This is a genomic window from Priestia sp. VA7, assembly GCF_055710015.1.
In genome coordinates this window covers 688,685-712,879 of the sequence record NZ_JBVQPN010000002.1, presented here as the reverse complement: position 1 = coordinate 712,879, position 24,195 = coordinate 688,685, and the positions used below count along the sequence as shown (strand labels likewise).

The 24,195-nt window shown below is 37.7% G+C and carries 26 protein-coding genes; 14 read left to right on the top strand and 12 right to left on the bottom strand.

The annotated features are described in order from the left end of the window. Window positions 1-112 precede the first annotated feature (112 nt). Window positions 113-349, bottom strand: a complete 237-nt coding sequence (locus AC0C45_RS10120) for a YkuJ family protein (RefSeq protein ID WP_013056035.1) — start codon at window positions 347-349, stop codon at window positions 113-115. Window positions 350-629: 280 nt separating this feature from the next. Between AC0C45_RS10120 and AC0C45_RS10115 the strand changes: the two genes are divergently transcribed. After that, complete coding sequence (locus AC0C45_RS10115; RefSeq protein WP_013056034.1) at window positions 630-866, top strand: glutaredoxin domain-containing protein; 237 nt, start codon at window positions 630-632, stop codon at window positions 864-866. Window positions 867-895: 29 nt separating this feature from the next. Here AC0C45_RS10115 and AC0C45_RS10110 read toward each other — a convergent pair whose 3' ends face one another. From AC0C45_RS10110 to fadH, 3 genes are all read right to left on the bottom strand, one after another. After that, on the bottom strand, window positions 896-1,378 hold the full coding sequence (locus AC0C45_RS10110) for a DUF3993 domain-containing protein (protein ID WP_034653485.1): 483 nt from the start codon (window positions 1,376-1,378) through the stop codon (window positions 896-898). Window positions 1,379-1,535: 157 nt separating this feature from the next. Continuing rightward, window positions 1,536-2,747 (bottom strand): EAL domain-containing protein, encoded by a 1,212-nt coding sequence (locus AC0C45_RS10105; RefSeq protein WP_013056032.1) that lies wholly within the window; start codon window positions 2,745-2,747, stop codon window positions 1,536-1,538. A gap of 105 nt (window positions 2,748-2,852) precedes the next feature. Then, entirely contained in the window at window positions 2,853-3,617 is a 765-nt protein-coding gene (fadH, locus tag AC0C45_RS10100; RefSeq protein ID WP_016763424.1) for a 2,4-dienoyl-CoA reductase, read from the bottom strand. A gap of 171 nt (window positions 3,618-3,788) precedes the next feature. Here fadH and AC0C45_RS10095 point away from each other — a divergent pair, with 171 nt between their 5' ends. Together AC0C45_RS10095 and AC0C45_RS10090 are read left to right on the top strand one after the other, a co-directional pair. Continuing rightward, window positions 3,789-4,655, top strand: coding sequence for a metallophosphoesterase (locus tag AC0C45_RS10095; protein ID WP_016763423.1), 867 nt, complete (start codon window positions 3,789-3,791; stop codon window positions 4,653-4,655). A 145-nt stretch (window positions 4,656-4,800) separates the two neighbouring features. Beyond that, on the top strand, window positions 4,801-5,094 hold the full coding sequence (locus AC0C45_RS10090) for a hypothetical protein (RefSeq protein ID WP_013082274.1): 294 nt from the start codon (window positions 4,801-4,803) through the stop codon (window positions 5,092-5,094). 39 nt (window positions 5,095-5,133) lie between these two features. On the opposite strand, the gene AC0C45_RS10085 is transcribed toward AC0C45_RS10090, so the two are convergent. Next, window positions 5,134-7,257 carry an RNA degradosome polyphosphate kinase gene (locus AC0C45_RS10085; RefSeq protein WP_171777525.1) on the bottom strand — a complete coding sequence of 708 codons (2,124 nt, stop codon included), beginning with the start codon at window positions 7,255-7,257 and terminating at the stop codon, window positions 5,134-5,136. A 73-nt stretch (window positions 7,258-7,330) separates the two neighbouring features. Further along, window positions 7,331-8,857, bottom strand: a complete 1,527-nt coding sequence (locus AC0C45_RS10080) for a Ppx/GppA family phosphatase (RefSeq protein ID WP_047933057.1) — start codon at window positions 8,855-8,857, stop codon at window positions 7,331-7,333. A gap of 109 nt (window positions 8,858-8,966) precedes the next feature. On the opposite strand from AC0C45_RS10080, the gene AC0C45_RS10075 reads away from it, so the two are divergent. Together AC0C45_RS10075 and AC0C45_RS10070 are read left to right on the top strand one after the other, a co-directional pair. Next, complete coding sequence (locus AC0C45_RS10075; RefSeq protein ID WP_016763420.1) at window positions 8,967-9,479, top strand: L,D-transpeptidase family protein; 513 nt, start codon at window positions 8,967-8,969, stop codon at window positions 9,477-9,479. Window positions 9,480-9,734: 255 nt separating this feature from the next. Next, on the top strand, window positions 9,735-10,202 hold the full coding sequence (locus tag AC0C45_RS10070; protein WP_013056025.1) for a YkyB family protein: 468 nt from the start codon (window positions 9,735-9,737) through the stop codon (window positions 10,200-10,202). Window positions 10,203-10,251: 49 nt separating this feature from the next. Here the strand turns inward: AC0C45_RS10070 and AC0C45_RS10065 are convergent, their stop codons facing one another. After that, the gene (locus tag AC0C45_RS10065) at window positions 10,252-11,157 is read right to left on the bottom strand and encodes a chemotaxis protein (RefSeq protein ID WP_472928126.1); all 906 of its coding nucleotides are present in this window, start codon (window positions 11,155-11,157) and stop codon (window positions 10,252-10,254) included. Window positions 11,158-11,453: 296 nt separating this feature from the next. Here AC0C45_RS10065 and AC0C45_RS10060 point away from each other — a divergent pair, with 296 nt between their 5' ends. The 5 genes from AC0C45_RS10060 (at window position 11,454) to AC0C45_RS10040 (ending at window position 14,810) form a co-directional block, all read left to right on the top strand. Next, on the top strand, window positions 11,454-12,053 hold the full coding sequence (locus AC0C45_RS10060) for a TetR/AcrR family transcriptional regulator (protein ID WP_128821194.1): 600 nt from the start codon (window positions 11,454-11,456) through the stop codon (window positions 12,051-12,053). 113 nt (window positions 12,054-12,166) lie between these two features. After that, a complete protein-coding gene (locus AC0C45_RS10055; RefSeq protein ID WP_013056022.1) occupies window positions 12,167-12,361 on the top strand; it encodes a hypothetical protein in 195 nt (64 codons plus the stop codon). A gap of 203 nt (window positions 12,362-12,564) precedes the next feature. Then, window positions 12,565-12,786 (top strand): IDEAL domain-containing protein, encoded by a 222-nt coding sequence (locus AC0C45_RS10050; RefSeq protein WP_013082268.1) that lies wholly within the window; start codon window positions 12,565-12,567, stop codon window positions 12,784-12,786. 96 nt (window positions 12,787-12,882) lie between these two features. Continuing rightward, on the top strand, window positions 12,883-14,046 hold the full coding sequence (locus AC0C45_RS10045) for an aminotransferase A (protein ID WP_237893699.1): 1,164 nt from the start codon (window positions 12,883-12,885) through the stop codon (window positions 14,044-14,046). 152 nt (window positions 14,047-14,198) lie between these two features. Continuing rightward, on the top strand, window positions 14,199-14,810 hold the full coding sequence (locus AC0C45_RS10040; RefSeq protein ID WP_016763416.1) for a nitroreductase family protein: 612 nt from the start codon (window positions 14,199-14,201) through the stop codon (window positions 14,808-14,810). Window positions 14,811-14,846: 36 nt separating this feature from the next. Here the strand turns inward: AC0C45_RS10040 and AC0C45_RS10035 are convergent, their stop codons facing one another. Further along, window positions 14,847-15,632: an SDR family oxidoreductase gene (locus AC0C45_RS10035; RefSeq protein ID WP_016763415.1), complete on the bottom strand. Its 786-nt coding sequence runs from the start codon at window positions 15,630-15,632 to the stop codon at window positions 14,847-14,849. A gap of 144 nt (window positions 15,633-15,776) precedes the next feature. On the opposite strand from AC0C45_RS10035, the gene AC0C45_RS10030 reads away from it, so the two are divergent. Then, window positions 15,777-16,472, top strand: coding sequence for a GNAT family N-acetyltransferase (locus tag AC0C45_RS10030; RefSeq protein ID WP_280168961.1), 696 nt, complete (start codon window positions 15,777-15,779; stop codon window positions 16,470-16,472). Window positions 16,473-16,641: 169 nt separating this feature from the next. Here AC0C45_RS10030 and AC0C45_RS10025 read toward each other — a convergent pair whose 3' ends face one another. Further along, a complete protein-coding gene (locus AC0C45_RS10025) occupies window positions 16,642-17,418 on the bottom strand; it encodes a hypothetical protein (RefSeq protein ID WP_013056016.1) in 777 nt (258 codons plus the stop codon). A 241-nt stretch (window positions 17,419-17,659) separates the two neighbouring features. Here AC0C45_RS10025 and AC0C45_RS10020 point away from each other — a divergent pair, with 241 nt between their 5' ends. From AC0C45_RS10020 to AC0C45_RS10010, 3 genes are all read left to right on the top strand, one after another. Continuing rightward, window positions 17,660-18,535 (top strand): LysR family transcriptional regulator, encoded by an 876-nt coding sequence (locus AC0C45_RS10020; RefSeq protein WP_016763413.1) that lies wholly within the window; start codon window positions 17,660-17,662, stop codon window positions 18,533-18,535. Window positions 18,536-19,018: 483 nt separating this feature from the next. Then, entirely contained in the window at window positions 19,019-19,387 is a 369-nt protein-coding gene (locus AC0C45_RS10015; RefSeq protein ID WP_014461029.1) for a CidA/LrgA family holin-like protein, read from the top strand. Further along, window positions 19,384-20,070, top strand: a complete 687-nt coding sequence (locus AC0C45_RS10010) for an LrgB family protein (RefSeq protein WP_013056013.1) — start codon at window positions 19,384-19,386, stop codon at window positions 20,068-20,070. The genes AC0C45_RS10015 and AC0C45_RS10010 overlap by 4 nt, the downstream gene beginning before the upstream one ends. A 41-nt stretch (window positions 20,071-20,111) precedes the next feature. Here AC0C45_RS10010 and ptsP read toward each other — a convergent pair whose 3' ends face one another. Genes ptsP through ptsG form a run of 3 tightly spaced genes read right to left on the bottom strand, consistent with a single transcriptional unit; the run spans window position 20,112 to window position 24,172 of the window. Then, on the bottom strand, window positions 20,112-21,833 hold the full coding sequence (gene ptsP / locus AC0C45_RS10005; protein WP_013082261.1) for a phosphoenolpyruvate--protein phosphotransferase: 1,722 nt from the start codon (window positions 21,831-21,833) through the stop codon (window positions 20,112-20,114). Further along, complete coding sequence (locus AC0C45_RS10000) at window positions 21,833-22,099, bottom strand: phosphocarrier protein HPr (RefSeq protein ID WP_013056011.1); 267 nt, start codon at window positions 22,097-22,099, stop codon at window positions 21,833-21,835. Before AC0C45_RS10000 ends, ptsP begins: the two co-directional genes overlap by 1 nt. Before the next feature lie 18 nt (window positions 22,100-22,117). Next, window positions 22,118-24,172, bottom strand: a complete 2,055-nt coding sequence (gene ptsG, locus AC0C45_RS09995) for a glucose-specific PTS transporter subunit IIBC (RefSeq protein WP_013056010.1) — start codon at window positions 24,170-24,172, stop codon at window positions 22,118-22,120. Between the last annotated feature and the right edge of the window lie 23 nt (window positions 24,173-24,195).

Below are 24,195 nucleotides of genomic sequence, written 5' to 3'. Positions count from 1 at the left end.
TCGATATTTCTCGGGAAAATAGGGCGGAAGCCACCGCAAAAACTCCATACGCAGTAACAAAAAAATACCGCAAAGTATAAAATCCTTTGCGGCATTCGTTTTGCTTTATCCCTTAATGAATAAGTTCAAAAATTTCAATTGCAATCATATCAACGTTATCAAATTGATAAACGGCTGGCTTTTCACCATCTTGATATACTTCAAGTTCGTATGTTTCAGTTTTTGCATGATATTTCACGCTGCAAATTCTTTTTCCCTCTACTTCGAAGAAGCGTTGTGGCGCTTCACTTCCACTTGCTTGCTCACGGAGATTCACAAGACGAGTTAAAATACCTTGTAATTGTGACATATAATCTCTCCTTTCACCTATTACATCATTACGCATTCGACTTTTCTACAATATCAATTCAAATAAATACGTTATCTAAACTAATACTTAAAAGACACCATTTCACTATATGCCACATACTAAAAAAACACAAGTACTTTACGTGATTTTTCATAAGAAAATGCCTTATTATAGCGATATATGTCGTTTTTTATTATAATAACATAGCGATATACTATGTATCATACAAAACTTCATTCTACTTTAACACCATTCATTTTAATATAGGGAGGTGCTTTCATTGAGATCTATAGAGTTGTACACACAACCAGCTTGCCCACCTTGCGAAATTGTTAAACAGTTTTTACAGCATCATCACGTTTCCTATAAAGAATTTGACGTATCTAAAGATGCTTCTGCTCGAAAACGAATGACTACTGAGTTAGAGTCTTATTCCACTCCGACCATTCGTGTTGACCAGGAAATTATCAGAGGATTTGACCTTCAAGCGCTTGAGAAGCTTCTTAACATCGGATAACAGAAACACTCAAAATAAGCTTTCCTCGGCTATTTTGAGTGTTTCTTACTATATATAAACTTTTGCACTTTCCATTTCCCCTGTTTTTTTACTAACGTGATCATTTCGTAATGATCTTGGTATTTTACCCGTTCATTATGCACAGCCGGAAAAAATTGATAGACATAAGCTTTGTTTTGGTCGGAATGAAGAGCTACCTTCGTCTGTTCATCAAAAGAAAAGAAAGGGATGTAGTGTGTTAAATATTCAGGTCCCTCTCCGACATACCCTTGAGCTTTTTGTAAGAGAGCCTCATTAAAAAACACAGATGCATACTCATCATCTAAAAACAATTTCAGCTCACGAACAGCGTCTTGATTAGTATGGGCAGACGCAGCTCTTAGCTGAGCCTGATAAGCGTCCTGCAAATTTATAAAGATTTCATGCCTAATCTCTCCTGATACTTCTGCATGAACAGATTTTCCTGAGTACAAGACAATCAGCAAAAAGACAAGTAAGCATATTTTCTTCAAATTAAATCAGCTCCTTAACTTCTTTTTTATTAGAATTCCGAAATTTTCCCTGCCTATGCATATCCCTATAACCGACTGTCGTTCTCCTTTAAAAAAAACATAAAAAACCGGCAACCACTTTTGCTGATTGCCGGTTTAACTTCAACTTATTTATTCTCTACAAAACGTCTCTTTCGTATAAAAAAGAATATGAAATATCAAGGAATATATAGTGCATATTATCAATTGGATACGAAAAAGTTCGGATATTCTCACCTGTTTCAATATCATTATACAAATCTGATAATATGCCTTTTTTTTCATAGCTCATTCGAATAATATTCTCAAGAAAATATGGGCGCCAGCTCCAATTTTTCTTTACATATTCAGGTTCAAGAATCCAATCCTCGTTTTTCTTTACATAGTTAGAAGACTTTTGAAATCCATTTTCATCGCAGATGTAAAGGCGAAAACACACGTTGGATAGTTCTTCTGCAATAACAGGCAGCATATCGTCATACGTTTCTAACTTTCTGCACTTTGTCATTACCTGCTGCATTTTATCTTGAAAACGTTCTGTCAGCTGGTAAACAGCAAGCAGCTTTTTCTTTTCGTGAGCGATATACATTTCAAAACGTTCCTTTAGTTTATCCTTTAAGATGTTGGGATCGACAAGTTCAGCAGCCGGCTTATGTAAATAATAACCTTGAAAATACCTGCCTCCGTTTCTCCATGCATATTGCAGCTGATAGGAGGCTTCTATATCTTCGTATAGAAGCGTAGCACCCATTTTTCTTGCTAACAGAGATAAAGAATACAATACGTCTTGATACGACTGCGCCATGTCCGTTTGTCTCAGAATATGTAAATCTACTTTTAAGATATCTGGTGAAAGCAACCCAATCCTGTCTAGATTACTACTTTCTTTTCCTATATTATCAATTGCAATCTTAATACCATATGTTTGATAATACTTTAGTAAGTGTTGAAGTGATTCCAAATCTCCACTAAAATTGTGTTCTGTAATTTCGAGAACAATTCGATCAAGCGATAATCCTTTATTTTCGAAAAGTTGCAATAATTCCAGCAAGGATTCTCCATGATCGTTCATTAATAAATTAGGGTTCTGATTAATAAAAATTAAAAATTGTTCTTCCTGGGTCAACATATGCTCGAGCGCTTGTGTTAAAACAGCATAATCAACTTCTATGCGATATTCATCCGGAATCGCATCATCATGAAAGAATGGGCCGAGACTTTCAATTTCCCCTTCATTTTGAAACCTCGCCAACACTTCATAGCCAATTACTCTATGTCCATCTGCACTAAAAATTGCTTGATAATACGGAAGAGTTTTCTCTATGTTTGTTAATACATCTAACGGGTCCACTCAACTCTCCCCTCTCCTTGTTCACTTTACGTTAGTATAATACGAATAGCATAATTTTGCTAGTCCTTCTCGGATTGCTTTGTATTTTTTAGTGCGTATCCAAACTTAAAAAGGATGCTGATTTAGCCACTGTCCCCCGTCCATTGTAATGCATTCCCCATTGATATAAGACGCTTCATCGGAGAATAAGAAACTAGCTAATCCTGCTATTTCCTCAGGAGTTCCAAGGCGTCCTAATGGTACAGAATCCAATGTACGCGCTTTCATTTTTTCTGACTCAAATAATTTATCGGCTCCTCCTGTTCGCTCGATCGGCCCCGGTGCAATCGCATTTACTCGTATACCATATTTCTTCCCCCACTCTACTGCGAGCGTGCGCGTCATGGTTAAAACTCCTGACTTGGCACAAGCTGAATGAATAACACCTGCTCCTGCGTTCCAGGCATATGTAGCTACAATGTTTGTAATGGCCCCTTTTGCGCCTTTATTGATCCAATATTTTCCTACTGCGGAACTGCAATAAAATGTACCGTTTAATACGATATTAATTACGCTGTTCCATCCGTTAATGGATAAGTCTTCAGCTGCACATATAAAATTGCCTGCAGCATTGTTAACTAAAAAATCAATTTGTCCAAATGCCTTGTCTGTTTCTTGCACCATGCGCTCCACATCTTCTGGATTGCGTACATCCATCACCACTGAAAGTACCTGTCCATCAAACGTTTTAATTTCATTTTCTGTCTCTTGTAATCGATCGGCTGATCTACCTGTAATTACCACATGAGCACCTTGTTCTGCAAATCGCTTCGCCATATGTTTTCCCATGCCACTTGAACCGCCAGTAACAATTACGACCTTGTTCTTCAATTTATATTCCTCCCCAAAACATAAGTGTTGTACAACTATCATTTTACTATTTTTTCTGAATAAAGTGAAACTTTTATCTATTTAACTTAAAAGCAGACTTCTCGTTGTGAGGATAAAAAAAACAATGCTATAATTAAAACTTGAAAACTATAAGGAATAGGTTGATTTTGCATGAAAAAGACGTATACAAGACGATCTTTTTTGAAAGGACTAGCGTCTATTTCGTTAGGGTCTTTGCTCACCACGTCTTTTGGGTATACATATGCCAAATATATTGAGCCTAGACGTCTGCAAATTGTTCGTCATACAATTACTTCTAAAAATATTCCGAAAAGCTTTAACGGAATAAAAATTTTACAATTTAGTGATATTCATCTTGGACTCTCTTATGATTTATTACAACTAGAACAGCTTATGGTGACCATAAATAATTTGAAGCCTACTATTATATTATTTACCGGAGATTTAATGGATGTACCTAATGAATACCCGCATCCAGAAAGAATTCCCCCGATTTTACAGAGGCTTCAGGCTCCTCTTGGAAAGTATGCCATATATGGTAACCATGATCACGGAGGATATGGAACAAATATCTATAAACAAGCCATTGAAGACGCAGGATTTAGACTTTTAGTAAATGAAGTTGACACGGTATTCATGCCTGATAAAAGCTACATTCATATTTGTGGACTCGATGATATTATGCTTGGGAATCCACAATATGAAGGAACACTAGGGCAATTACAGCCGGATATTTTTTCTATTGCTATGATTCATGAACCTGACGTTGCTGTCAAAGCAGCTCCTTTTCCAGTGGATCTTCAGCTCTCCGGCCATAGTCATGGAGGCCAAATTCAAATTCCTTTTTACGGTCCTTTGATTACACCGCCCTTTGGGACGGTTTACCCTGAAGGAATGTACGAAGTTGGAGATTCTAAAATGAAGCTTTATGTGAATAGAGGCTTAGGAACCACTCGCATTCCTTTTCGTTTTTTAGCTACGCCTGAAATTACGCTTTTCACCCTGCAATCAACATAAAAACGCCCTTACAGGGCGTTTTTATGTTGATTGTCTTTTTTTAGCTGATCATGACCGCCTAATTCTAGTCTTAAAGAAATAAACCAGGCTCAAAAACTTCTGTTCAGCCATACACTACAAAGACAACTGACAAGGAGGTTAAAATATGTACTATCAATATCCCTATACAGGATATCGTAATATTCCAAATGGCGACGAGCGCTTTTTTGGATTTCCTTTTGTTGCTGGCTTAGCTGGTGGGCTGCTTGGCGGACTAGCTGTTGGCGGTTTTGGAGGCAGACCTGGGTGCTGTCCACCACCTTATCCTTATCCAGTTCCGTTTTACGGCGGTGGATTTCCTGGAGGAGGCTACCCTGGTGCCGGCTATGGAGGCGGTGCTCCTGTTTATAACACATACTACGGACCTGGATACGGTCCTGTTGGTCCCATTCCTAGATAATACCATGACTAAAAAGCCGAGCACTCGGCTTTTTTTATGTTATTCTTGATCGTCGCAAAGAGCATATTGACAAAAAATCTCTTGACTATTAATAGAGAGCTCATGGTCTTTTTTTATGACGTAATGATAATTCCCTTCTTGGTCTTGTTCTCGTGCTTTTACATTATCAGCAAGCATAACTTCAAGCCACTTCCACACTTTTTTTTTCAAATGTGTATCCAAGATAGGAAATAAAATTTCTACTCGTTTCACCATATTTCTTGTCATCATATCTGCAGATGAAAAGAAAAACTTTTCCTGTTTATTATGATGAAAATAATAGATTCGGCTATGCTCTAAAAATCGTCCGACAATGCTTCTTACTCTTATATTCTCGCTAACGCCTTGAATTTGAGGGCGCAGGCAGCACGCTCCTCTAACAATGAGTTCGATTGTCACACCAGCTATAGAAGCTTCATATAGCTTCATAATTAAAATTTTATCCGTCAATGAGTTCATTTTCCCAATGATTCTTCCATTGCCATACCGTCTATGATAATGGATTTCCTGATCAATGAGGTGCAAAAAATCATTTCTTATATCAAATGGTGCAACGGATAAATGATGATATACTGGTTTTTGCGTATAGCCACTTAAGTAATTAAAAAAATTGGCCGCATCTATCCCGATGTTTCGGTTGACAGTAAAAAGACTTATATCCGTATAGATCTTTGCTGTGGCATCGTTGTAATTCCCAGTACCAAGATGAACAAACCGTTTAATATGCTCTCCTTCTCTTCTCACCACGAGCGTAATTTTACCATGCGTTTTTAAATGCGTCATTCCATATATCACGTGGCACCCTGCCCACTCTAGCTCTTTAGCCCATTGCACATTATTCTCTTCATCAAACCTCGCTTTTAGTTCAACTAGTACCGTCACTTGTTTACCTTTTGCAGCCGCTCGTTTTAATGCTTTAATAACGGGAGAATCTCCGCTTACCCTGTATAACGTTTGCTTAATAGCAAGCACATTTTCATCGTCTGCTGCACCGTTAACAAAATCGAGTACCGGCTTAAACGATTCATAAGGATGGTGAAGCAAAATATCTCTTTGAATCATTTGATCGAAAATATTTTGATACGGGTGTAACTCTGTTGTAAGCTTAGGAATAAAGGCTTTTTCAGCCAACTCTTCATGCGTAGATTTAAGTAATCTATAAAACGAAAATAAACTGGTTAAATCCAGCTGTCCTTCGATCTCATACACATCTTCATCGTCAATTTCAAGTACTGACTTTAAATACGCTAGTACACCCTGATCATATGGACTCTTAATCTCAAGACGAACAGCCGCTCCCCATTTTCGCTTCTGCAATTCTTCTTCAATTTCTTTTAGTAAATCTTGAGCGTCTTCTTCGTGAATAGTCATATCTGCGTTGCGGGTAATTCGAAATTGAGAAACGGAAGAAACGCGATATCCCTTAAACAACTTCTTAATAAAATAGGCAATCACATCCTCTAGCAATACAAATAGACGGGTAGAATCTGATGTGGCTATTTCAATGTAGCGCGTTAGCATCGAAGGTACTTGAACGATAGCTAGCCTTCCTTTTATTTCAGCAATTTGCTGCTCATCATTTAAATTTTCTGAAAGGACGACTGCTAAGTTCAAGCTTTTATTCATCAACATAGGAAACGGCCTATAGGTATCAATAGCCATAGGAGTTAATACGGGAAAGATTTGCTCGTCAAAATACTGTTCAAGCTTATCTAGATTTGATTTCTCCAGCTTTTCAACCGCAATGATTTCCACGCCGTATTTCTGTAATTCGGGAAGAAGTGTATGAATATACGTATCATACTGCTGCTTGATTATATCGTGGTTTTGTTTGGAGATAGAAAATAGCTGCTGTTTAGGAGTTAAGCCTGCTTTGTTTTCAGGTTTGCTAAATCCAGCTTTCACTTGATCTTTTAATCCGGCTACCCGAATCATAAAAAACTCATCCAAATTTGAACTGAAAATTCCTAGAAATTTAAACCGCTCAAGCAAAGGGTTTTTCGTATCTACTGCTTCTTCCAGCACCCGCTTGTTAAAAGCCAGCCAGCTTAATTCACGATTATTGTAATAAGCTGAATCAGCCACTTGTATGGTTTGCTTATAAGTGCGATTACTTTCTAACATTAGCCTCACCTTCCAGGATAATGGATTTAATCTAGTTAGCTATACTGAATATTCTAACCGATTCAGCGTTATTCTAAAGCTTAGCAAATTCAAGAACAATATTTTTTTTCACTACTTTTTCTAGATGCTTTTTCTGTTTTTCAGCCTCATATTGTTCAGGACGAAAGGTTTTTGTACATAATAGTTTAATCGTAACTGTGTTTTCATCGCTTTTCATGTCAATATGTTGAATAACATTTCGCTTTGTTGCATGTAAACCGTCAGCTATTTTTAAAACCGCACCGAGCAGCTGGACTTTTTTTTGTTCTTTTTTTGTTAACCACTTTTTAAAAGGAGCAACATATTGCCTAAAAGAAGACTTCCCTTTATATGAAGAAACAAGTGCCAGCTTTAAACGTTCTTTATGTGAAATTCCATCGATTGTACGATTAGCAAGCACATAAAACGTATGCTGGCTGCTTGATTCCGCATCAATATACTCTCCTATATCATACACTTGCGCAGCTTTTATAAGAAGCGCTAAGTCATCCTCTTTTAAATCAACCGGTCCCTGCTCCTTAAGATGCTGAAAAATCATAATAGCTGTGCGGGTAAGCTGTTTGACATAATCTTTATTTATTTCAAACTCTTCCATTATTTCTTGAAAACTTTGCTGTATGACATCGGGGTACATTGGCTGGATATTAGCATCAGACGCTTCCTTAAATAACACCCCTTCTCTTAAGCCTTTGCGACTTAAGATGAAGCGAGTCGCGTTGACTGTTTCATATAATGATTGAAATACTTCAATCGCTGGCAAAATTGTATCCGCACGATCTTTTGACAAGCGGTCTAGCTTTTGAAGATTGTGATAAGACAATGAGTCTATAGCGGATTTCACATGCAATATATCAGCTAAATTCATTTCATATTGATGCAGCCCGGCGAGAGGATAGTGGATAAAACCTTGATGCACTTGCACCATAGTTCTTGCACTTCCTCCAATTGCTACAATCGGAACTTGGCGATTTAAAAGCCACGGGACAGCATGGAAATACCGGATCAGGAAATCGCGGATTTTTACTTTTTCTTCTGCAGTGGGAATATTGCCTTTGACGAACTGCAGACGCAGAGATAAGGCACCGAACGGAAAGCTGTGGTACTGCACTAACTCTCGATTGCGAAAATACGTAACTTCCGTACTTCCCCCACCAATATCAATTGTAATGGCTTCTTCGATCGAAGTGGAATGAATAACGGCAACAAAGCCGTAATACGCTTCTTCATATTCAGACAATAGTTGAATAGAAAAGCCCGTTTCTTTTTTTACAAGCTCTAGAACTTCTTTTGCATTAGCCGCTTGACGGATGGTAGCTGTGGCCACACAGGTAACGTGCGGCAGCTGCTGATGCTTGATAATAACTCCAAACGTTTTAAGCGTATCAAGCAAGGTATATATTCCTTTAGCCGTTAACATTCCTTCTTTACTTAAATAATTTCGAAGCCGTGCAGCTACTTTCACGTTTTCAACTTGCTTAAATCCTCTGCCTTTTTTGTATTCATAAATAACAAGGCGTATCGTATTTGAACCTATATCAATCAGTCCATGTTTATAAGTCAATGTAATTTCAACACCTTTTTTAAAATAACTTTATGCTCACAAAGGTCACTTTTACTTTTTTCAACCGTATACTGTTACAACATAGTCATATATCAAAGGAGCGAAGTTAATGAGATATATAGTAAAGCGCGGTGAAACCTGGCAAAGCGTTTCAGGTGACTACCGGACTCCGGTTGAAGATCTGTGGATGGCTAATCCTTTTGTAAGCCATAGTACGCTGAAGCCTGGGCAAGTAATCATCATTCCAAACCTCCCTGATAAAGAGCTCATTCCTTACACGATCCACGTGTTTATTGCTGAAAAGCAGCTTGAATTACGAAGAAATAATATCATACAAAAAGTCTATCCCATTGCAGCAGGAAAAATGCTGAGCGCAACCCCTACTGGAGACTTTGTTATCGTTAACCGGGAGCCAAACCCCGGGGGGCCTTTTGGCACAATGTGGCTAAGCTTGTCTAAAAAGTCATATGGCATTCACGGAACAAATGATCCAAGTTCTATTGGAAAAGCCGTATCCAAAGGATGCATTCGCATGTATAATGCCCAAGTAAATGAGCTAGCTCAAATTGTGCCAAATGGGACTGGTGTTTATATTCGACCTTCTCGACGAATGGCTCAATAGTTCGGGATTTACTAATCAATGATGGTTTAACTGTGGGAGCAGCATTTTTTTAAAAATAGAAAGTATGGCGTGCTGTTCCACTTTACTTGTATAAGGAAGCGTAACAAAACAAACCCTATACATAGGAAATTTCATTAATTACCAAAATACTTCTTCGTGTAATTATTTTCAAATGGGACAAGACACGCTATAATGAACGTATCAGCTTTCACCTTATAGGTTGAACAGCTGATATGATAGAAAGGGAGTGAACGTATGTCTCAAGCAAATGGACAAGGCTCTTTGACCCCGTCTGTATCTGAGATTGCACAAGCTATTTTCACTGTAAATCGTCACGCAAAAGCTGCTCCTGATCCTAAGCAGTTATATACGTTAAAGAAAATTGCATTAGATCAACTAATTTTAGAAGGAAAAGCCAAAAAAGAAGGACTTCACTTTTCGCCAAACCCTGGTAAAAGTCAACAAAAATCAGATGTACTTGTATCAGTTGGAGACTACTTTTTCCATATGCCTCCAAAGAAAGAAGACTTCAAAGAGTTATCACACCTCGGCCATTTAAACCATCAGTATCGAAATCCCAAAACGACTATGTCATTATCTTATGCGAAGCGCTTATTATCTAAATATACGGGTCATCTCGTACAGCCGGCGAAAAGCCCTGTTTCGACTCCAAGAAAACGGCAAGCACCTGTGTTTAAACCGCTGGGTAAAAGTTATTTTTAAAAAAGTGCCTGAAGTGGAGCAATCTGCTTTCAGGCACTTTTTTGTGATCCTACAAAATATAGAGATCGATCAACTCAACAAGCTCTCCGATTTCCGGCTTACTTACTTGTCCTTCCGCTCCTACCATCTTTCCCTTGTGACGTAAATCTTCTGTGATAAGAGAAGAGAAGATAATGACTGGAAGTATAGAAAGCTGAGGATTTTCTTTCACTTTTTTAGTTAAATGATGCCCATCCATTTGCGGCATTTCTATATCTGTAATAAGCAGCTGGACTTGATCACTGATTTCCACACCTTCATCGATCACTGAGCTCAGATAGTTCCACGCCTCCTCACCGTTCTCAAAAAATCCCGTGTTCTCATAACCTGCTTGTGCAAGAGTATCTTCAATCATTCGGCGCAGCAGCGGTGAGTCTTCAGCTACGACAATCTTTTTATTAGAGCGTTCCCTAGCCCCTAGCTTTTTGATTTTCGACTGATTAATACCCGCATCAGGGTTCACGTCAGAAATCAGCTTTTCAAAGTCTAACAGCAGAATCATTTGACCGTGTAATTTTACCACTCCAGTAATCTGCGTTTCCAAACCTTGATACAAATCTGAAGGCTTCTCAATTTCTTTCCAAGAAATACGGTGAATTTGCGTCACTGCATGGGTATGAAAGACAATTTTTTGCTGATTGAACTCTGTAACAATTAACTTATCTTTTTCCGGCGTATTTGAAGGTTCCATTTTTAATGCTTTTGCTATGTCAACAACAGGAAGTACTTCCCCTCTTAGCTCTATAATACCTTCTATGTAAGAATGCGCATTGGGAACAGGTGTAATAGATACGGGATTAATAATCTCTCTAACTTTTACTACATTAATGCCAAACCAAACATTTCCTATCTCAAATTCGACAATTTCCAGTTCGTTTGTACCACTTTCCAACAGTATTCCTTTATCTGGATTCATATACTTACTCCTCTCATCTCACCTGCTTATCTAATAGTCCATATTTCCCATTATAGTGACGGCCTCTTATATCCGTAAAGAAAAATTTTCTTATTTTGTTATCCTTTTTCCCTAAAACATATACATAAAATATTGTTTTATGAATTAACAGAATATTATATACTATATAAAAACATGAGCGCCGATCCCTTTCGTCTCATCCTCTGCTCAGTTTTTTAATTGCTCTACTTTACTTCTCTATACTAGCTTATGAACTTGATTCAAACGACTACTCCTATTCGAACGAGGTGTAATTTATGAACAGAGGATTACAAAAAGAAGAAACAAAAAAACGCATCCAAAAAGCCGCTATCTCTTTATTCCAACAGCAGGGATATCAAAAAACGACTGTGTCTCAAATTACCCATGAAGCGGGTGTAGCAAAGGGAACATTTTTTAATTACTTCAAAACAAAAGAAGAAGTTCTTCACTACCTTGGAATTAATTTTACAAACCGTATCTCCTACAAATTAGAACAGCTCCTTCAAACAGAAGAATCAACTGCTGCCATTGTTAAACAACTGTTTTTATTACTAGCACAATCAAACGAAGAAGCGAACCCTCACCTAATCCGTTCTTGGTTTCATATTGCTATTACCAACAGTTCCTTTCAACAATCCGAAATTCTTCAAATTGAAAAAATGCGTACTCATTTCACAAAAGTTTTTCAAACAGGACAAGACCGAGGTGAACTTATAGTCGATATCCCTGCCGAAGAAATGGCTTCTATTGCTATACTTAATTTTTTTGGCACACTTCTTTACTGGTGTACCAACCAACCCGACTCTGCTACCCTTCAAGAAAGAATAGACAAGTCGGTTACTCTTCTATTTAGAGGGTTTCTTATTCATTCCTAAAAGCCTGTTCACAAATTTTTAACAAGAAATCGAAGATAGCTGTGGACTCTACAGCCAAAACGGTTTATACTACACAAAGTGAATGAATAATCTTAAAAGAAGGTGTTCGTAATATGAAAGGCTCCGTCATTCTTTTTAATGACGATAATGAAATGACCATTATTGAAAACGTAGAAGAAGCTGTATATCAAGATATTAAAGAACAAGAAGGCTCTGATCACTGCGTTGTAACATTGGACGATCATGAAGTTGATTTTGGCTACGTTTCCCCCGTTTATTGGCGTGAAGGCCAAATCCACACTGACTAATATACAAGACCTGCATATATATGCAGGTCTTTTTATGCGCTTATTATTTTGAATCTAGAATTGAACGTGAAGCAAGGAACCTCTGATTTCCTAACACATACCTCAGCACATTCGCAGCTAAAAACAGGGTTAACAACTATATAGAAAGGGTACATTTCAAGTAATAGAAGCTGCGTTTTATTTTAAAAAAGGAGGTTTATGTTATGAGTTCTTATCGCAAAAATATGAATCACTATCCTCACTCATCTCAGTACACACCTTACCAACACTATTACGCGAAAGAAGCTGATCGTATTTTAACGACTATGAGTACAAACTTTAATAAACAGCATTTGAAATCTCTTATCGACGATGCGTTAGATAACAGAGACGAAGAACAATTTTATGAACTAACAACTGCTTATAATAAGCTATATAACGCCTAACTTAAAACCACTATTTGCAAAATGCGCAAATAGTGGTTTTTTACCTATTTTCATTGTGATAAAATGAGTTGAAAATACGCGGAAGGATTTGAAACCATGGAGCACTTAATCAATAAACGTGTCAAAGAAATTGAACTATCAGGAATACGTACATTTTATAATATGGTCTCACAATACCAAGATGTTTTATCCCTCACAATTGGACAACCTGATTTCTTAACACCACAGCATGTAAAAGAAGCGGCAAAATCTGCAATTGATGGTAACCAAACTTCTTATACCCACAATGCTGGAACAATAGAACTGCGCGAGGCAGCAGCTCAATTTGTCAAAGAAAAATATGACTTGCACTATAACCCAGCGGATGAAGTGATTGTGACCATTGGAGCTAGTCAAGCAATTGACATTGCTCTTCGCACCATTTTAGAAGAAGATTCTGAAGTTATTTTACCTGGACCTGTTTACCCAGGATACGAACCGCTTATCCGGTTAAACGGCGCTAAACCTGTACATATTGATACAACCGAAACAGGATTTCGACTAACAGCGGATTTAATCCAACAACATCTGACGTCTAAAACAAGATGCGTCATCTTACCTTATCCGTCTAACCCTACAGGCGTGACGTTGTCCCAGCAAGAATTAGAAGAAATTGCCGCTCTTTTAAGCGATAAAAATATTTTTGTACTATCTGATGAAATATACAGCGAGCTCGTTTTTGATAAAAAACATCAGTCCATTGCCTCCATTTCCTCTATGAGAGAGAAAACAATTGTTATTAACGGAGTATCAAAGTCTCATTCTATGACGGGCTGGCGAATTGGCCTTTTATTTGCTCCTTCTTATTTAGCCAAACATATATTAAAAGTTCATCAATACAACGTGAGCTGTGCTTCTTCTGTCTCTCAAGCAGCTGCACTCGAGGCACTGACAGCAGGTAAAAACGATGCGGTGGATATGAAAAAAGAATACGAACAAAGGCTGAATTATGTGTATGACCGATTAGTAAACATGGGATTTGACGTAGAAAAGCCGACGGGTGCTTTTTATATCTTCCCTTCTATTCAGAACTTCCACAGCAATTCATTTGATTTTGCCCTGGAGTTAGTAAAAGAAGCAGGTGTTGCACTAGTACCCGGCAGCGCTTTTTCTTCCCACGGGGAAGGATATGTACGCCTGTCGTATGCGTATTCCATGAACACGCTGCGTGAAGCCTGTGATCGAATTGAAACTTATCTTACATCTCGTCAATCACGCTAAGCCGATGGTAAGAAGTGTATGCATTTTTTTGTGAGTGACAGCACATAAGAGCGGGTATACTAGAAGCATATAAATTGACTTCAATAGTGTATCATTATAAAATGTGCATCGATTCACTAAAGAAATACATACTTTTAACGGAGGTTTTTATTATGACAAAAGATTTTTTTGATGTGGTAAATGAACGTACATCGATTCGAGAATATGACTCTTCAGCTAAATTAACCAAAGAAGAATTAACGGAACTTTTAGAAGCAACAGTGAAGTCACCATCAGCTTGGAACTTACAGCACTGGCATTTCGTTGTTATTACAGATCAAGATGCGAAAGAACGTCTACTTCCAATTGCTTACAACCAAAAACAAATTACAGAAGCAGGCGCTGTAGTAGCTGTTTTAGGTGATTTAGAAGCCAATAAAAATGTAGATGACGTGTATAATCCACTAGTCGAAGCAGGTCACATGACAGAAGACGTAAAAAATATTTTGTCAGGACAAATTAACGGCGCTTATAAAAACGGTGCTTTCGCCCGCGATGCAGCGTTTACGAATGCTTCTCTTGCATCTATGACATTCATGCTTGCAGCAAAAGCAAAAGGATTAGACACTTGCTCAATGGGCGGATTTAACGCTCAAAAATTTGTAGAAGAATTTAAAATTGAGGATCGATACATTCCAGTTATGCTTATCTCAGTTGGAAAAGCGGCTAAAGAAGCACACGCTAGCGACCGTTTACCATTAGATCAAGTTACAACTTGGATTTAACAAAAAACCCTGCGGCTGCAGGGTTTTTCTATTTAACTAAATGGATTTCACCATACCTCCGTCGATTAGAAACGACTGGCCTGTCATATATGAATTCGCTCCCGAGACAAAGAAAGCAACGGCTTTTGCAAACTCTTCAGGCTGACCGTAGCGCTTAAGAGGAATTTGGTTTCTCATCTCTTCTTCAATTTTTGAAACGTCTACTCCCATTTTTTCAGCACGAGTGGTATCTAGCTCTTTCACTCGGTCTGTTGCAATTCTTCCTGGGGCAACCGTGTTAATTAAGATACCGTCCTCTGCTAGTTCTGAAGCAAGTGTTTTGGTAAGCCCCACTATTCCTGTACGGAAGGTATTTGACAGAATAAGTCCAGCAATTGGCTCTTTAATGGAAGAAGAAGCAATATTGACAATACGTCCTCCGCTCTTTTTCATAACGGGCACTACCTCACGAATGATACGAATATAACTGAGGAGATTTAACTCAAATGCACGCTTCCAATCATCATCTGTTAACGAAAGGAAGTTCCCTGCTTTAGGACCTCCTGTATTATTAATTAAAATATCAATGGTTCCAAACGTATCTACTGTATATTGAATAACATCTTGAATGTCTTGAGTTTTCGTGACATCTGCCGTTTTATGTAACACTTGTCCGCTTCCAAGGTATGAAATCTCTTCCGCTACTTGGATTAGTTTCTCTTCTGAACGACTTGCAATCATAACGTTTGCGCCTTCTTCTGCGAGCCTGGCAGCAATCGCTTTGCCAAGCCCTTGGCTCGCCGCAAATACAAGCGCTGTTTTTCCTTTTAATTCAACATCCATTTCTTTCACCTCGTCTAATAGTTCGAATCTTTTTAACTTTATCACGTTCTCGTCAAATTCTTCAATAAATATGAAATAATTTCTTTTTTTCATATGGTATACTTAATTATCTGAAAATTATTTCTTAAAGGAGGCAAAAAAGCAGTGTATAAAAAGCAATGCTTTGTCTTTCATCAAAATAAGCCTGTAACATGTACGGTACGATCATATACATCAAATGACTTCGATGAGTTGATTCGGATTCAAGAAGAAAGCTTCCCCCCTCCTTTCCCTTCTGAATTATTATGGAGCAACGATCAGTTAAATAACCATGTGTCCCTTTTTCCGGATGGAGCGCTATGCGTGGAGATAGACGGGACAATATGCGGATCTATCACAAGCGCGATTGTTTCAGTGGAAGGAAATGAAGCTCACACATGGGATGAAGTAACAGGAAGCGGATATATTCATACGCACGACCCTTCTGGTAATACACTTTATGTAGTGGACGTATGCGTCACTCCTTCGCATCGATCGATGGGGCTTGGGAAGCTGCTTTTGCAGTCTTTATATGAAGTTGTGATTCATTACAAGTTAGAAAGGCTGCTTGGTGGATGCCGCATCCCTGGATACGCATCAGTGTCTTCCTTGTACACGCCCGTTGAATACATGAACCTTGTATCAGCTGGAACTCTCTACGACCCGGTTATGACCTTTTTAATGCGCTGTGGCAGATCGCCTATTGGTCTCGCAGCAAACTATATTGAAGATGAAGATTCACACAACTACGCCGTACTAATGGAATGGAAAAATCCATTTTATACGGCTATTCAAAAAGAGGCTGAGACAAAAATAGTTTAGCCCAAGTGAAAAACGAACCATTAATCAACACGTTTGATTGGTGGTTCGTTTTTTTGTGATGGTGAATATAGTTTTATCTGTTTCGTTCCTTCTAGCAGTCCAGCTCATCTATCTCATGTGTTCGTCTTTAGGTTGAATTCATTTAGTTATGTCTCAGCCTCTTTTTAGATTATTGAACTTCTTCAATGCTCCACTCTAGCTCTTTATGAGTGAGAACAAGATGCGCCTGCAATTTACTCATCTCTTTGTGCTCAAACCGATCATTATACATTTCATTCATGTCGTCAAAGTCACCGATTGTATACAAAGGAATTTTAATATCTCTACGCGATTGCACCATGTGTTCAAAATCAATAAACAAACCGTCATTCGTTAAAGTAAGAAGCGTATTTGCTAACACGAGCGGCAATATTGGATATTCTAACTTCTTCCTTCTAAATACAAATCTTTTTTGCTTAATTTCTGACATTTTCAACGGAATGATTCGGCTTAAAATATGCTTCATATCATATACGTCTCGAAAATAGATTTTGTTATAAAATCCATCATCATGAGCTAAATAAACAAATTGATTACCGAGTTTATTATTAAATGGCGAATTGAGCGGTTTTTTTAAATGACCTAAATACAGCAGCGCTGCAATATCTTGAGGTTCTAACAAATCTAACGAAGATACATCCTCAAAATCAATCCAACAAAAATCACCATAATTATAAACATCATCTTCTGCTAAAAGATGAATTTGTTCTTCTTCTACGTAGTCCATATGGGTTTGGTAATGGTAATCACTGTCTTCAAAACCGTGCTTTAACAATAATATATTTGCAAGCGGCGTAGGAAGGGAATGATAAAACTCTTTAAATTCAATTCCATATGTAATAAAGCATTTTTTATTTACATGGCCATTAATATAAACGATATCTCTTATTTCATCTGCTTTACTCAACCGTTCTAACCACCTTATTGATTGATTCTGTGATCGATATGTAACCGTTCTACTGATTTATATATTATACTTCTAAAATAAACAATGTGTAAATATATATTGTTGGCAATTTCTTTTGTATTCACTGCCTCTTCTACTGATCATTTTATTTGATAGGAAAGAAAGGTATAGAGCTGATTGTGAATGTGGTAGAATGTGTGTATCTTATTAATTAGCATGTATGAACACGGAGGTATACAAAATGGATGTTCGCCATTTGCATTACTTAACAGAAGTGGCTAAACATAAAAATTTCACAAGAGCTTCTGAAGCGCTGCATATTTCGCAACCTTCTCTCAGTAAAATGGTTAAATCATTAGAAGAAGAGCTCGGCACACCTTTGTTTGATCGCGCTGGCAAACAAGTTCAGCTTACCGATGCAGGAATAATTGTGTACGAGCAAGCAGAAAGCATTTTATCTTCTCTCCGAGATTTATCGGATTCCCTCTATGATTTAATGCATTTAAAAAGAGGAACCATTAAAATAGGCATTCCCCCTATTATTGGTACATTGTTTTTTCCTACTATTATTAAAGCATTTCGAGAGCAATACCCTGAGATTCATATTCAATTAGTGGAATATGGCGCTAAAAAAATGCAAAAATTTGTGGAACAAGGAGAAGTGGATGTGGGCGTAGTTTTACTTCCAGTTGATGAAAACATGTTTTTTACGACTCCTTTAGCCCGAGAAACACTGCAGCTTGTTGTTCATAAATCTCATCCGTTGGCTCAGCATTCTACGATTTCATTAAAAGAGTTAAAAGACGAAACGCTTATTTCCTTTCATGAAGACTTCACCATGCATGAAATGGTCTATAACGAATGTTTAAAAAATGGTTTTACACCTAATATTGCTTTTAAAAGCTCTCAGTGGGACTTCATTGGAGAGCTGGTAGCTGCTAATCTCGGCATTGCTCTTTTCCCTTATTCATTATGCGAAAAGCTTGATTTGGAGCATGTGAAAGTAATTAATCTCGAGAATGCTATTCCGTGGGAAATTGCTTTAATCGTAAAAAAAGATCGCTATATCTCTTACGCTACACAGGCTTTTATTGATTATATTAAAAGTACAGTTTAACAAAGCTGAGACAAAAGTAGTTTAATTAAAAATCCGAACGAGTTTGATTCTTGATAGAAAATCCAACTCGTTCGGATTTTTTTCATGGCGGTGTAATAAGTCATTCATACTAAATCATTTATCCCATTGGTTCGTCTTTAAATTGAATTGATTTAGGCATGTCTCCATCTCTTTTATTAAATAATTAGACCTTATATTTCACAAATTCTTTTTTGAAAAGGTTACCAACGCATTTGTAAAGAGATTTCTTTCAACTATAACTAAAAAGAATAGTTATCATAGTTATTATATATTTCATATTATAGTCGATTTTTTGTAAGATAAGTGTGTAGCATTCATTTACTGAAGTTGTATCCCCATTTGCAAAATCCAAATAGTTTCTCTTTTCCCATGATGGAGTCGTCTTTTCAGCATAGACGACTCCATTATTGTCTCAACAAACTAGAAATGAATGAATAAAAACATAAATAAAGGAGGCTAATCATGAAACTGATTATGGTGATTTTACAGATTTTATTACTAACGGCTCTGTTTTTAATAGGAGAAAGTATTTCACAATGGTTTGACCTCCCAGTGCCAGGTAGTATCATCGGATTTTTCTTACTGTTTTTCTTACTGTACTTTAAAGTAATTAAATTAAGCTGGGTTGAACAAGGTGGAACACTGTTAGTGGGAGAACTATTACTATTTTTCATACCAGCCGTCGTTGGACTCATCAATTATGGAGATGTATTGATGCATTTTGGAATCCAGATTGTGATTATTATCACAATCAGTACGATTATTGTGATGTCTGTAACAGGAATCATTGCAGAACATATTTCAAGAAGAAAGGAAGGTTCGCTAAAATGACATTACTCACATGGATTGCTCTTCCGCTTACACTGCTCGTTTATGTCGGTACAAAAGTGCTCTATAAAAAATATAAGTCTATGCTAGTTTCCCCTATTTTACTAGCCCCCATTCTTTTAATTGGCATCTTATTAGTGACGAATGGCTCTTATGATCATTATAAGCAAGGTGCCAGTGCTATTAGCTTTATGCTTGGACCAGCAACCGTTGCTTTTGCTGTTCCTATGTTTAAGTATTTTGATTTGCTCAAAAAACACCGTGTTGAAATCAGCTTAAGCGTAGGGCTTGGCACGTTTGCTGCCATGATATCTTCCATGCTGTTAGCATTAGTGTTTCATTTACAATCAACGCTGGTTCATAGCTTGATTCCAAGATCGGTTACGATTCCTATTGCTGTTAATGTATCTCAGACGCTAGGAGGAGATCCGAATATTACCATTATGTTTGTGATTATAACCGGTGTAGTAGGATGTATGGTCGCTCCAAAACTGATTAAGCTCCTCGCACTGCACTCTTCTCTAGCAAGAGGTCTTCTTTTAGGAGTAGCTTCTCATGGGACAGGTACAGCAAGAGCTTTTGAATTTGGAAAAATTGAAGGTACTTTTTCTAGCCTTGGCATGATCGTAGCAGCACTTCTTACAATGCTGTTTGCGAATATGCTTCTGCCTACTATTTTCGCTTAAAAGATAAAAAAGGTGTGATCATATATGATCACACCTTTTTATTATCCAATATGAAAAGTTGATTTTACAAACTCAATAACTTCTTCCGTAGAAGACATTGATAGAATTGTATCTAAATGAGGTTCGATATCAGCTTTTGATAATTGACGGATTTGAGAACGAGCTTTCAGAATAGATGTTGCACTCATTGAGAATTCATCTAAGCCTAAACCTAAAAGAATTGGAATTGCAATCTCATCTCCTGCCATCTCTCCACACATGCCTACCCACTTACCTTCTTTGTGAGCCGCTTTGATTACCATATTCACCAAGCGAAGAATCGCTGGGTTATACGGTTGATATAAATAAGACACGCGCTCATTCATGCGGTCAGCAGCAAGCGTGTATTGAATTAAATCATTTGTTCCGATAGAGAAGAAATCTACTTCTTTAGCAAATAAATCTGCGATTACCGCTGAGGAAGGAATCTCTACCATCATCCCTACTTCGATGTCTTCCGAAACTTGGACGCCTTCTTGTTGAAGTTTAGCTTTTTCTTCTAAAAGAATAGCTTTTGCTTGACGGAACTCATCAACAGTAGCAATCATAGGAAACATAATTTTCAGATTACCGTATACGCTTGCACGTAGAAGCGCACGAAGCTGTGTACGGAACATGTCTTGCATCTCTAGACATAAGCGAATGGCACGGAATCCTAAGAATGGGTTCATTTCTTTTGGTAAATTTAAATAAGGAAGCTCTTTGTCTCCACCAATATCAAGAGTACGAACAACCACTGGTTTACCTTCCATACGTTCAAGAACTGTTTTATAAGAAGTAAACTGCTCTTCTTCCGTCGGAAGATCTTCGCGGCCCATATATAAGAATTCTGTACGATAAAGGCCAACGCCTTCGCCGCCGTTTTCTAATACGCCTTTTACATCTTCTGGTGTACCAATGTTAGCTGCAAGTTCAACGTGATGATCATCAGCTGAAACCGTTTTTTCATTTACAAGCTTAGCCCACTCAGCTTTTTGTTCTGCATACTCAGCGGCTTTTTTCTCGTAAGCTTTTACTGTTTCTTCGCTTGGATCAACGATAACTTCGCCATCTAAACCATCGACAATTACTAATACGCCGTTTTGAATGTCTTCCATAACTGTTTTTGTACCTACAACAGCTGGGATCTCCATGGAACGCGCCATAATTGCTGAGTGAGAAGTACGTCCGCCAATATCTGTTGTAAATCCTTTTACGAACTTACGATTTAACTGTGCTGTATCAGACGGCGTTAAATCTTCTGCGATAATGACAACTTCTTCTGAGATTAAGCTTGGATTTGAAACGTTTACACCTAAAAGATGAGCTAATACACGTTTTGTTACATCACGGATATCAGCAGCACGTTCTTTCATATATTCGTTGTCCATTGACTCAAACATATTAATGAACATTGCCGCTACTTCATCAAGTGCATGTTCAGCGTTTACATTTTCATTTGTAATTTTATCTTTAATTGGATTAATAAGTTCAGGATCGCTTAGAACTAATAAGTGAGCTTCAAAGATTTCTGCTTTGTCATCTCCAAGTTCTTTACGAGCGTGCTCTCTAATAATTTCAAGTTCTGATTTTGACTTTTCTAGCGCAGCTTCTAGACGTGCTACTTCTGCTTCAACTTCAGTTACTGATTTTTTTTCAACGGTTAATTCTGGATTTTCTAGACGAAATGCTTTAGCAATAGCAATGCCGCTAGAAGCGGCAATGCCTTGAATTTCCTTTGTCATTATTCGCCTAATCCTTCTTTGCTCATTGTATCTTCAAGAGCAGCAAGTGCATCTGCTTCGTCAGAACCTTCTGCAGAGATAGTGATTGTAGCGCCTTTTTGAATACCTAAAGACATAACGCCCATGATTGATTTTAAGTTTACAGTTTTACCGTTGAATTCTAAGTTGATATCAGAATCAAATTTGCTTGCTGCTTGTACTAAAGTTGTTGCTGGACGTGCATGAATTCCTGAGTCTGCTGTTACTGTAAATGTTTTTTGTGCCATGTTAAATCAATCTCCTTTTTACTTTGAAATGTTAATAATATTTGCTTCTTGTTGAGAAACTTGGCCCTGCTTTAAGATATCAATTTTTTCATCAGCTTGTAAATTCGTGAAAATGATCGGCGTAATCGTCGATGGCGCATTTTCTTTTACAAAGTCTAAATCAATTTTCAATAGAGGCTGTCCTTTTTTCACTTCATCGCCTTGGGCAACTAAAGCTTCAAAACCTTCGCCTTTTAAATTAACTGTATCAATACCAACGTGAATTAAAATTTCACGTCCAGTCGTTGATTCAATACCTAAAGCATGTTTCGTCGGGAATAAGTTTACTATTTTTCCGTCCACCGGTGCAACTACTGTGCCTGTTTTCGGAATAATCGCAAAACCGTCACCCATTAATTTTTGTGAAAATACCTGATCTGGTACTTCCGATAAAGGTACCAATTCTCCCTCAATCGGTGAAACAATATCATTACCATTATCGCTTCCTACTTCAGATGTTGCAACAGGTTTTTCAATTGTTTTTGTCTCTTCTTTTGTGACAACCGGTGTTTTGCCATTCATAATGTCTTGAATTTGACCTTTTAACGTGTCAGATTTCGGACCGAAAATAGCTTGAATATTGTTACCAACTTCAAGAACACCAGCTGCTCCAAGTTTTTTCAAGCGGTTTTTATCAACATTACCTACGTCATCTACTGATACACGCAAACGCGTAATACAAGCATCTAAATGTGTAATGTTTTCTTTACCGCCAAGTGCAGCTAAAACATTTGTTGGAAGCTCTGCTGCTTCTACTTTTACATCTTCTTCTCCTTCTTCTTTATCTTCACGACCCGGTGTTTTCAAGTTAAATTTACGGATTGCAAAGCGGAAACCGAAGTAGTAAATAACTGCTAGAACTAAGCCTACTGGAATAACTAGCCACCATGCTGTACGGTTTTGCATAACTCCAAATAGAACGTAATCGATAACCCCACCTGAGAATGTCATACCGATTTTAACATTTAATAATTGCATAACCATAAATGATAAACCAGCAAATACTGCGTGAATTGCAAATAGTACTGGTGCTACGAATAAGAATGAGAACTCAAGCGGCTCTGTAATACCCGTTAAGAAAGATGTTAAAGCAGCTGAACCCATGATACCAGCTACATATTTTTTGTTTTCAGGACGAGCTTCGTGATAAATTGCAAGAGCTGCTGCTGGTAATCCGAACATCATGAACGGGAATTTACCAACTTGGAATGTTCCTGCTGTTAAAGGCACGCCATCTGCTAATTGAGCAAAGAAAATCTTTTGGTCACCGTGAATATGTTGACCTGCTTTATTAACGTAATCACCAAATTCAAACCAGAACGGAGAGTAGAATATGTGATGAAGTCCAAATGGAATTAATGAACGTTCAATCAATCCAAATACAAAAGCTGATAAAGTTGGGTTTGCATCAATCATGTTAGTAGAGAAAGCATTTAATCCGCTTTGAATTGGCGGCCAAATGAAAATCATAATAACACCTAAAACAATTGAAAATACCCCAGTAATGATTGGTACAAATCGTTTTCCCGCAAAGAACCCTAAATAAGATGGTAATTCAATATTGAAATAACGATTATACATGGATGAAGCTAAAATACCTACTATGATACCCCCGAATACACCTGTAGCTAACGTAGGAATTCCTAAGATGCTAGTGTAAGCTGGATTGGCACCCATTTTGTCAGGATCTAGTTGTCCTGTAGCAACTAAGATTGTGCTCATCGTTTTGTTCATAATTAAGTAGCCTACGATTGCAGCAATACCTGCTACACCGTCACCACCAGCTAAACCAACGGCAACACCAACGGCAAACAATAGCGACAAGTTGTCAAATACAATTTGACCCGCTTGTGACAAAACATTTGAAACCAATTGAACCCAGTCTGCACCAAGTGCCGGTACTGCATCCAACAATGTAGGGTTTTGAAGCGCTGTCCCTACTCCAAGTAAAATCCCTGCTGCCGGTAAAATCGCAACCGGTAACATAAGCGCTTTTCCGACTTTTTGTAATACTCCAAAAAGTTTTTTAAACATGGCGCTTACCTCCTTTTATATAT

Excerpts from the sequence above, each read along its gene's own strand:
- AC0C45_RS10120 (WP_013056035.1), bottom strand. The coding sequence starts at position 349 with ATGTCACAATTACAAGGTATTTTAACTCGTCTTGTGAATCTCCGTGAG.
- AC0C45_RS10095 (WP_016763423.1), top strand. The coding sequence starts at position 3,789 with ATGAAAAAGACGTATACAAGACGATCTTTTTTGAAAGGACTAGCGTCT.
- AC0C45_RS10090 (WP_013082274.1), top strand. The coding sequence starts at position 4,801 with ATGTACTATCAATATCCCTATACAGGATATCGTAATATTCCAAATGGC.
- AC0C45_RS10085 (WP_171777525.1), bottom strand. The coding sequence starts at position 7,257 with ATGTTAGAAAGTAATCGCACTTATAAGCAAACCATACAAGTGGCTGAT.
- AC0C45_RS10075 (WP_016763420.1), top strand. The coding sequence starts at position 8,967 with ATGAGATATATAGTAAAGCGCGGTGAAACCTGGCAAAGCGTTTCAGGT.
- AC0C45_RS10070 (WP_013056025.1), top strand. The coding sequence starts at position 9,735 with ATGTCTCAAGCAAATGGACAAGGCTCTTTGACCCCGTCTGTATCTGAG.
- AC0C45_RS10065 (WP_472928126.1), bottom strand. The coding sequence starts at position 11,157 with ATGAATCCAGATAAAGGAATACTGTTGGAAAGTGGTACAAACGAACTG.
- AC0C45_RS10060 (WP_128821194.1), top strand. The coding sequence starts at position 11,454 with ATGAACAGAGGATTACAAAAAGAAGAAACAAAAAAACGCATCCAAAAA.
- AC0C45_RS10055 (WP_013056022.1), top strand. The coding sequence starts at position 12,167 with ATGAAAGGCTCCGTCATTCTTTTTAATGACGATAATGAAATGACCATT.
- AC0C45_RS10050 (WP_013082268.1), top strand. The coding sequence starts at position 12,565 with ATGAGTTCTTATCGCAAAAATATGAATCACTATCCTCACTCATCTCAG.
- AC0C45_RS10045 (WP_237893699.1), top strand. The coding sequence starts at position 12,883 with ATGGAGCACTTAATCAATAAACGTGTCAAAGAAATTGAACTATCAGGA.
- AC0C45_RS10040 (WP_016763416.1), top strand. The coding sequence starts at position 14,199 with ATGACAAAAGATTTTTTTGATGTGGTAAATGAACGTACATCGATTCGA.
- AC0C45_RS10035 (WP_016763415.1), bottom strand. The coding sequence starts at position 15,632 with ATGGATGTTGAATTAAAAGGAAAAACAGCGCTTGTATTTGCGGCGAGC.
- AC0C45_RS10020 (WP_016763413.1), top strand. The coding sequence starts at position 17,660 with ATGGATGTTCGCCATTTGCATTACTTAACAGAAGTGGCTAAACATAAA.
- AC0C45_RS10015 (WP_014461029.1), top strand. The coding sequence starts at position 19,019 with ATGAAACTGATTATGGTGATTTTACAGATTTTATTACTAACGGCTCTG.
- AC0C45_RS10010 (WP_013056013.1), top strand. The coding sequence starts at position 19,384 with ATGACATTACTCACATGGATTGCTCTTCCGCTTACACTGCTCGTTTAT.
- ptsP (WP_013082261.1), bottom strand. The coding sequence starts at position 21,833 with ATGACAAAGGAAATTCAAGGCATTGCCGCTTCTAGCGGCATTGCTATT.
- AC0C45_RS10000 (WP_013056011.1), bottom strand. The coding sequence starts at position 22,099 with ATGGCACAAAAAACATTTACAGTAACAGCAGACTCAGGAATTCATGCA.
- ptsG (WP_013056010.1), bottom strand. The coding sequence starts at position 24,172 with ATGTTTAAAAAACTTTTTGGAGTATTACAAAAAGTCGGAAAAGCGCTT.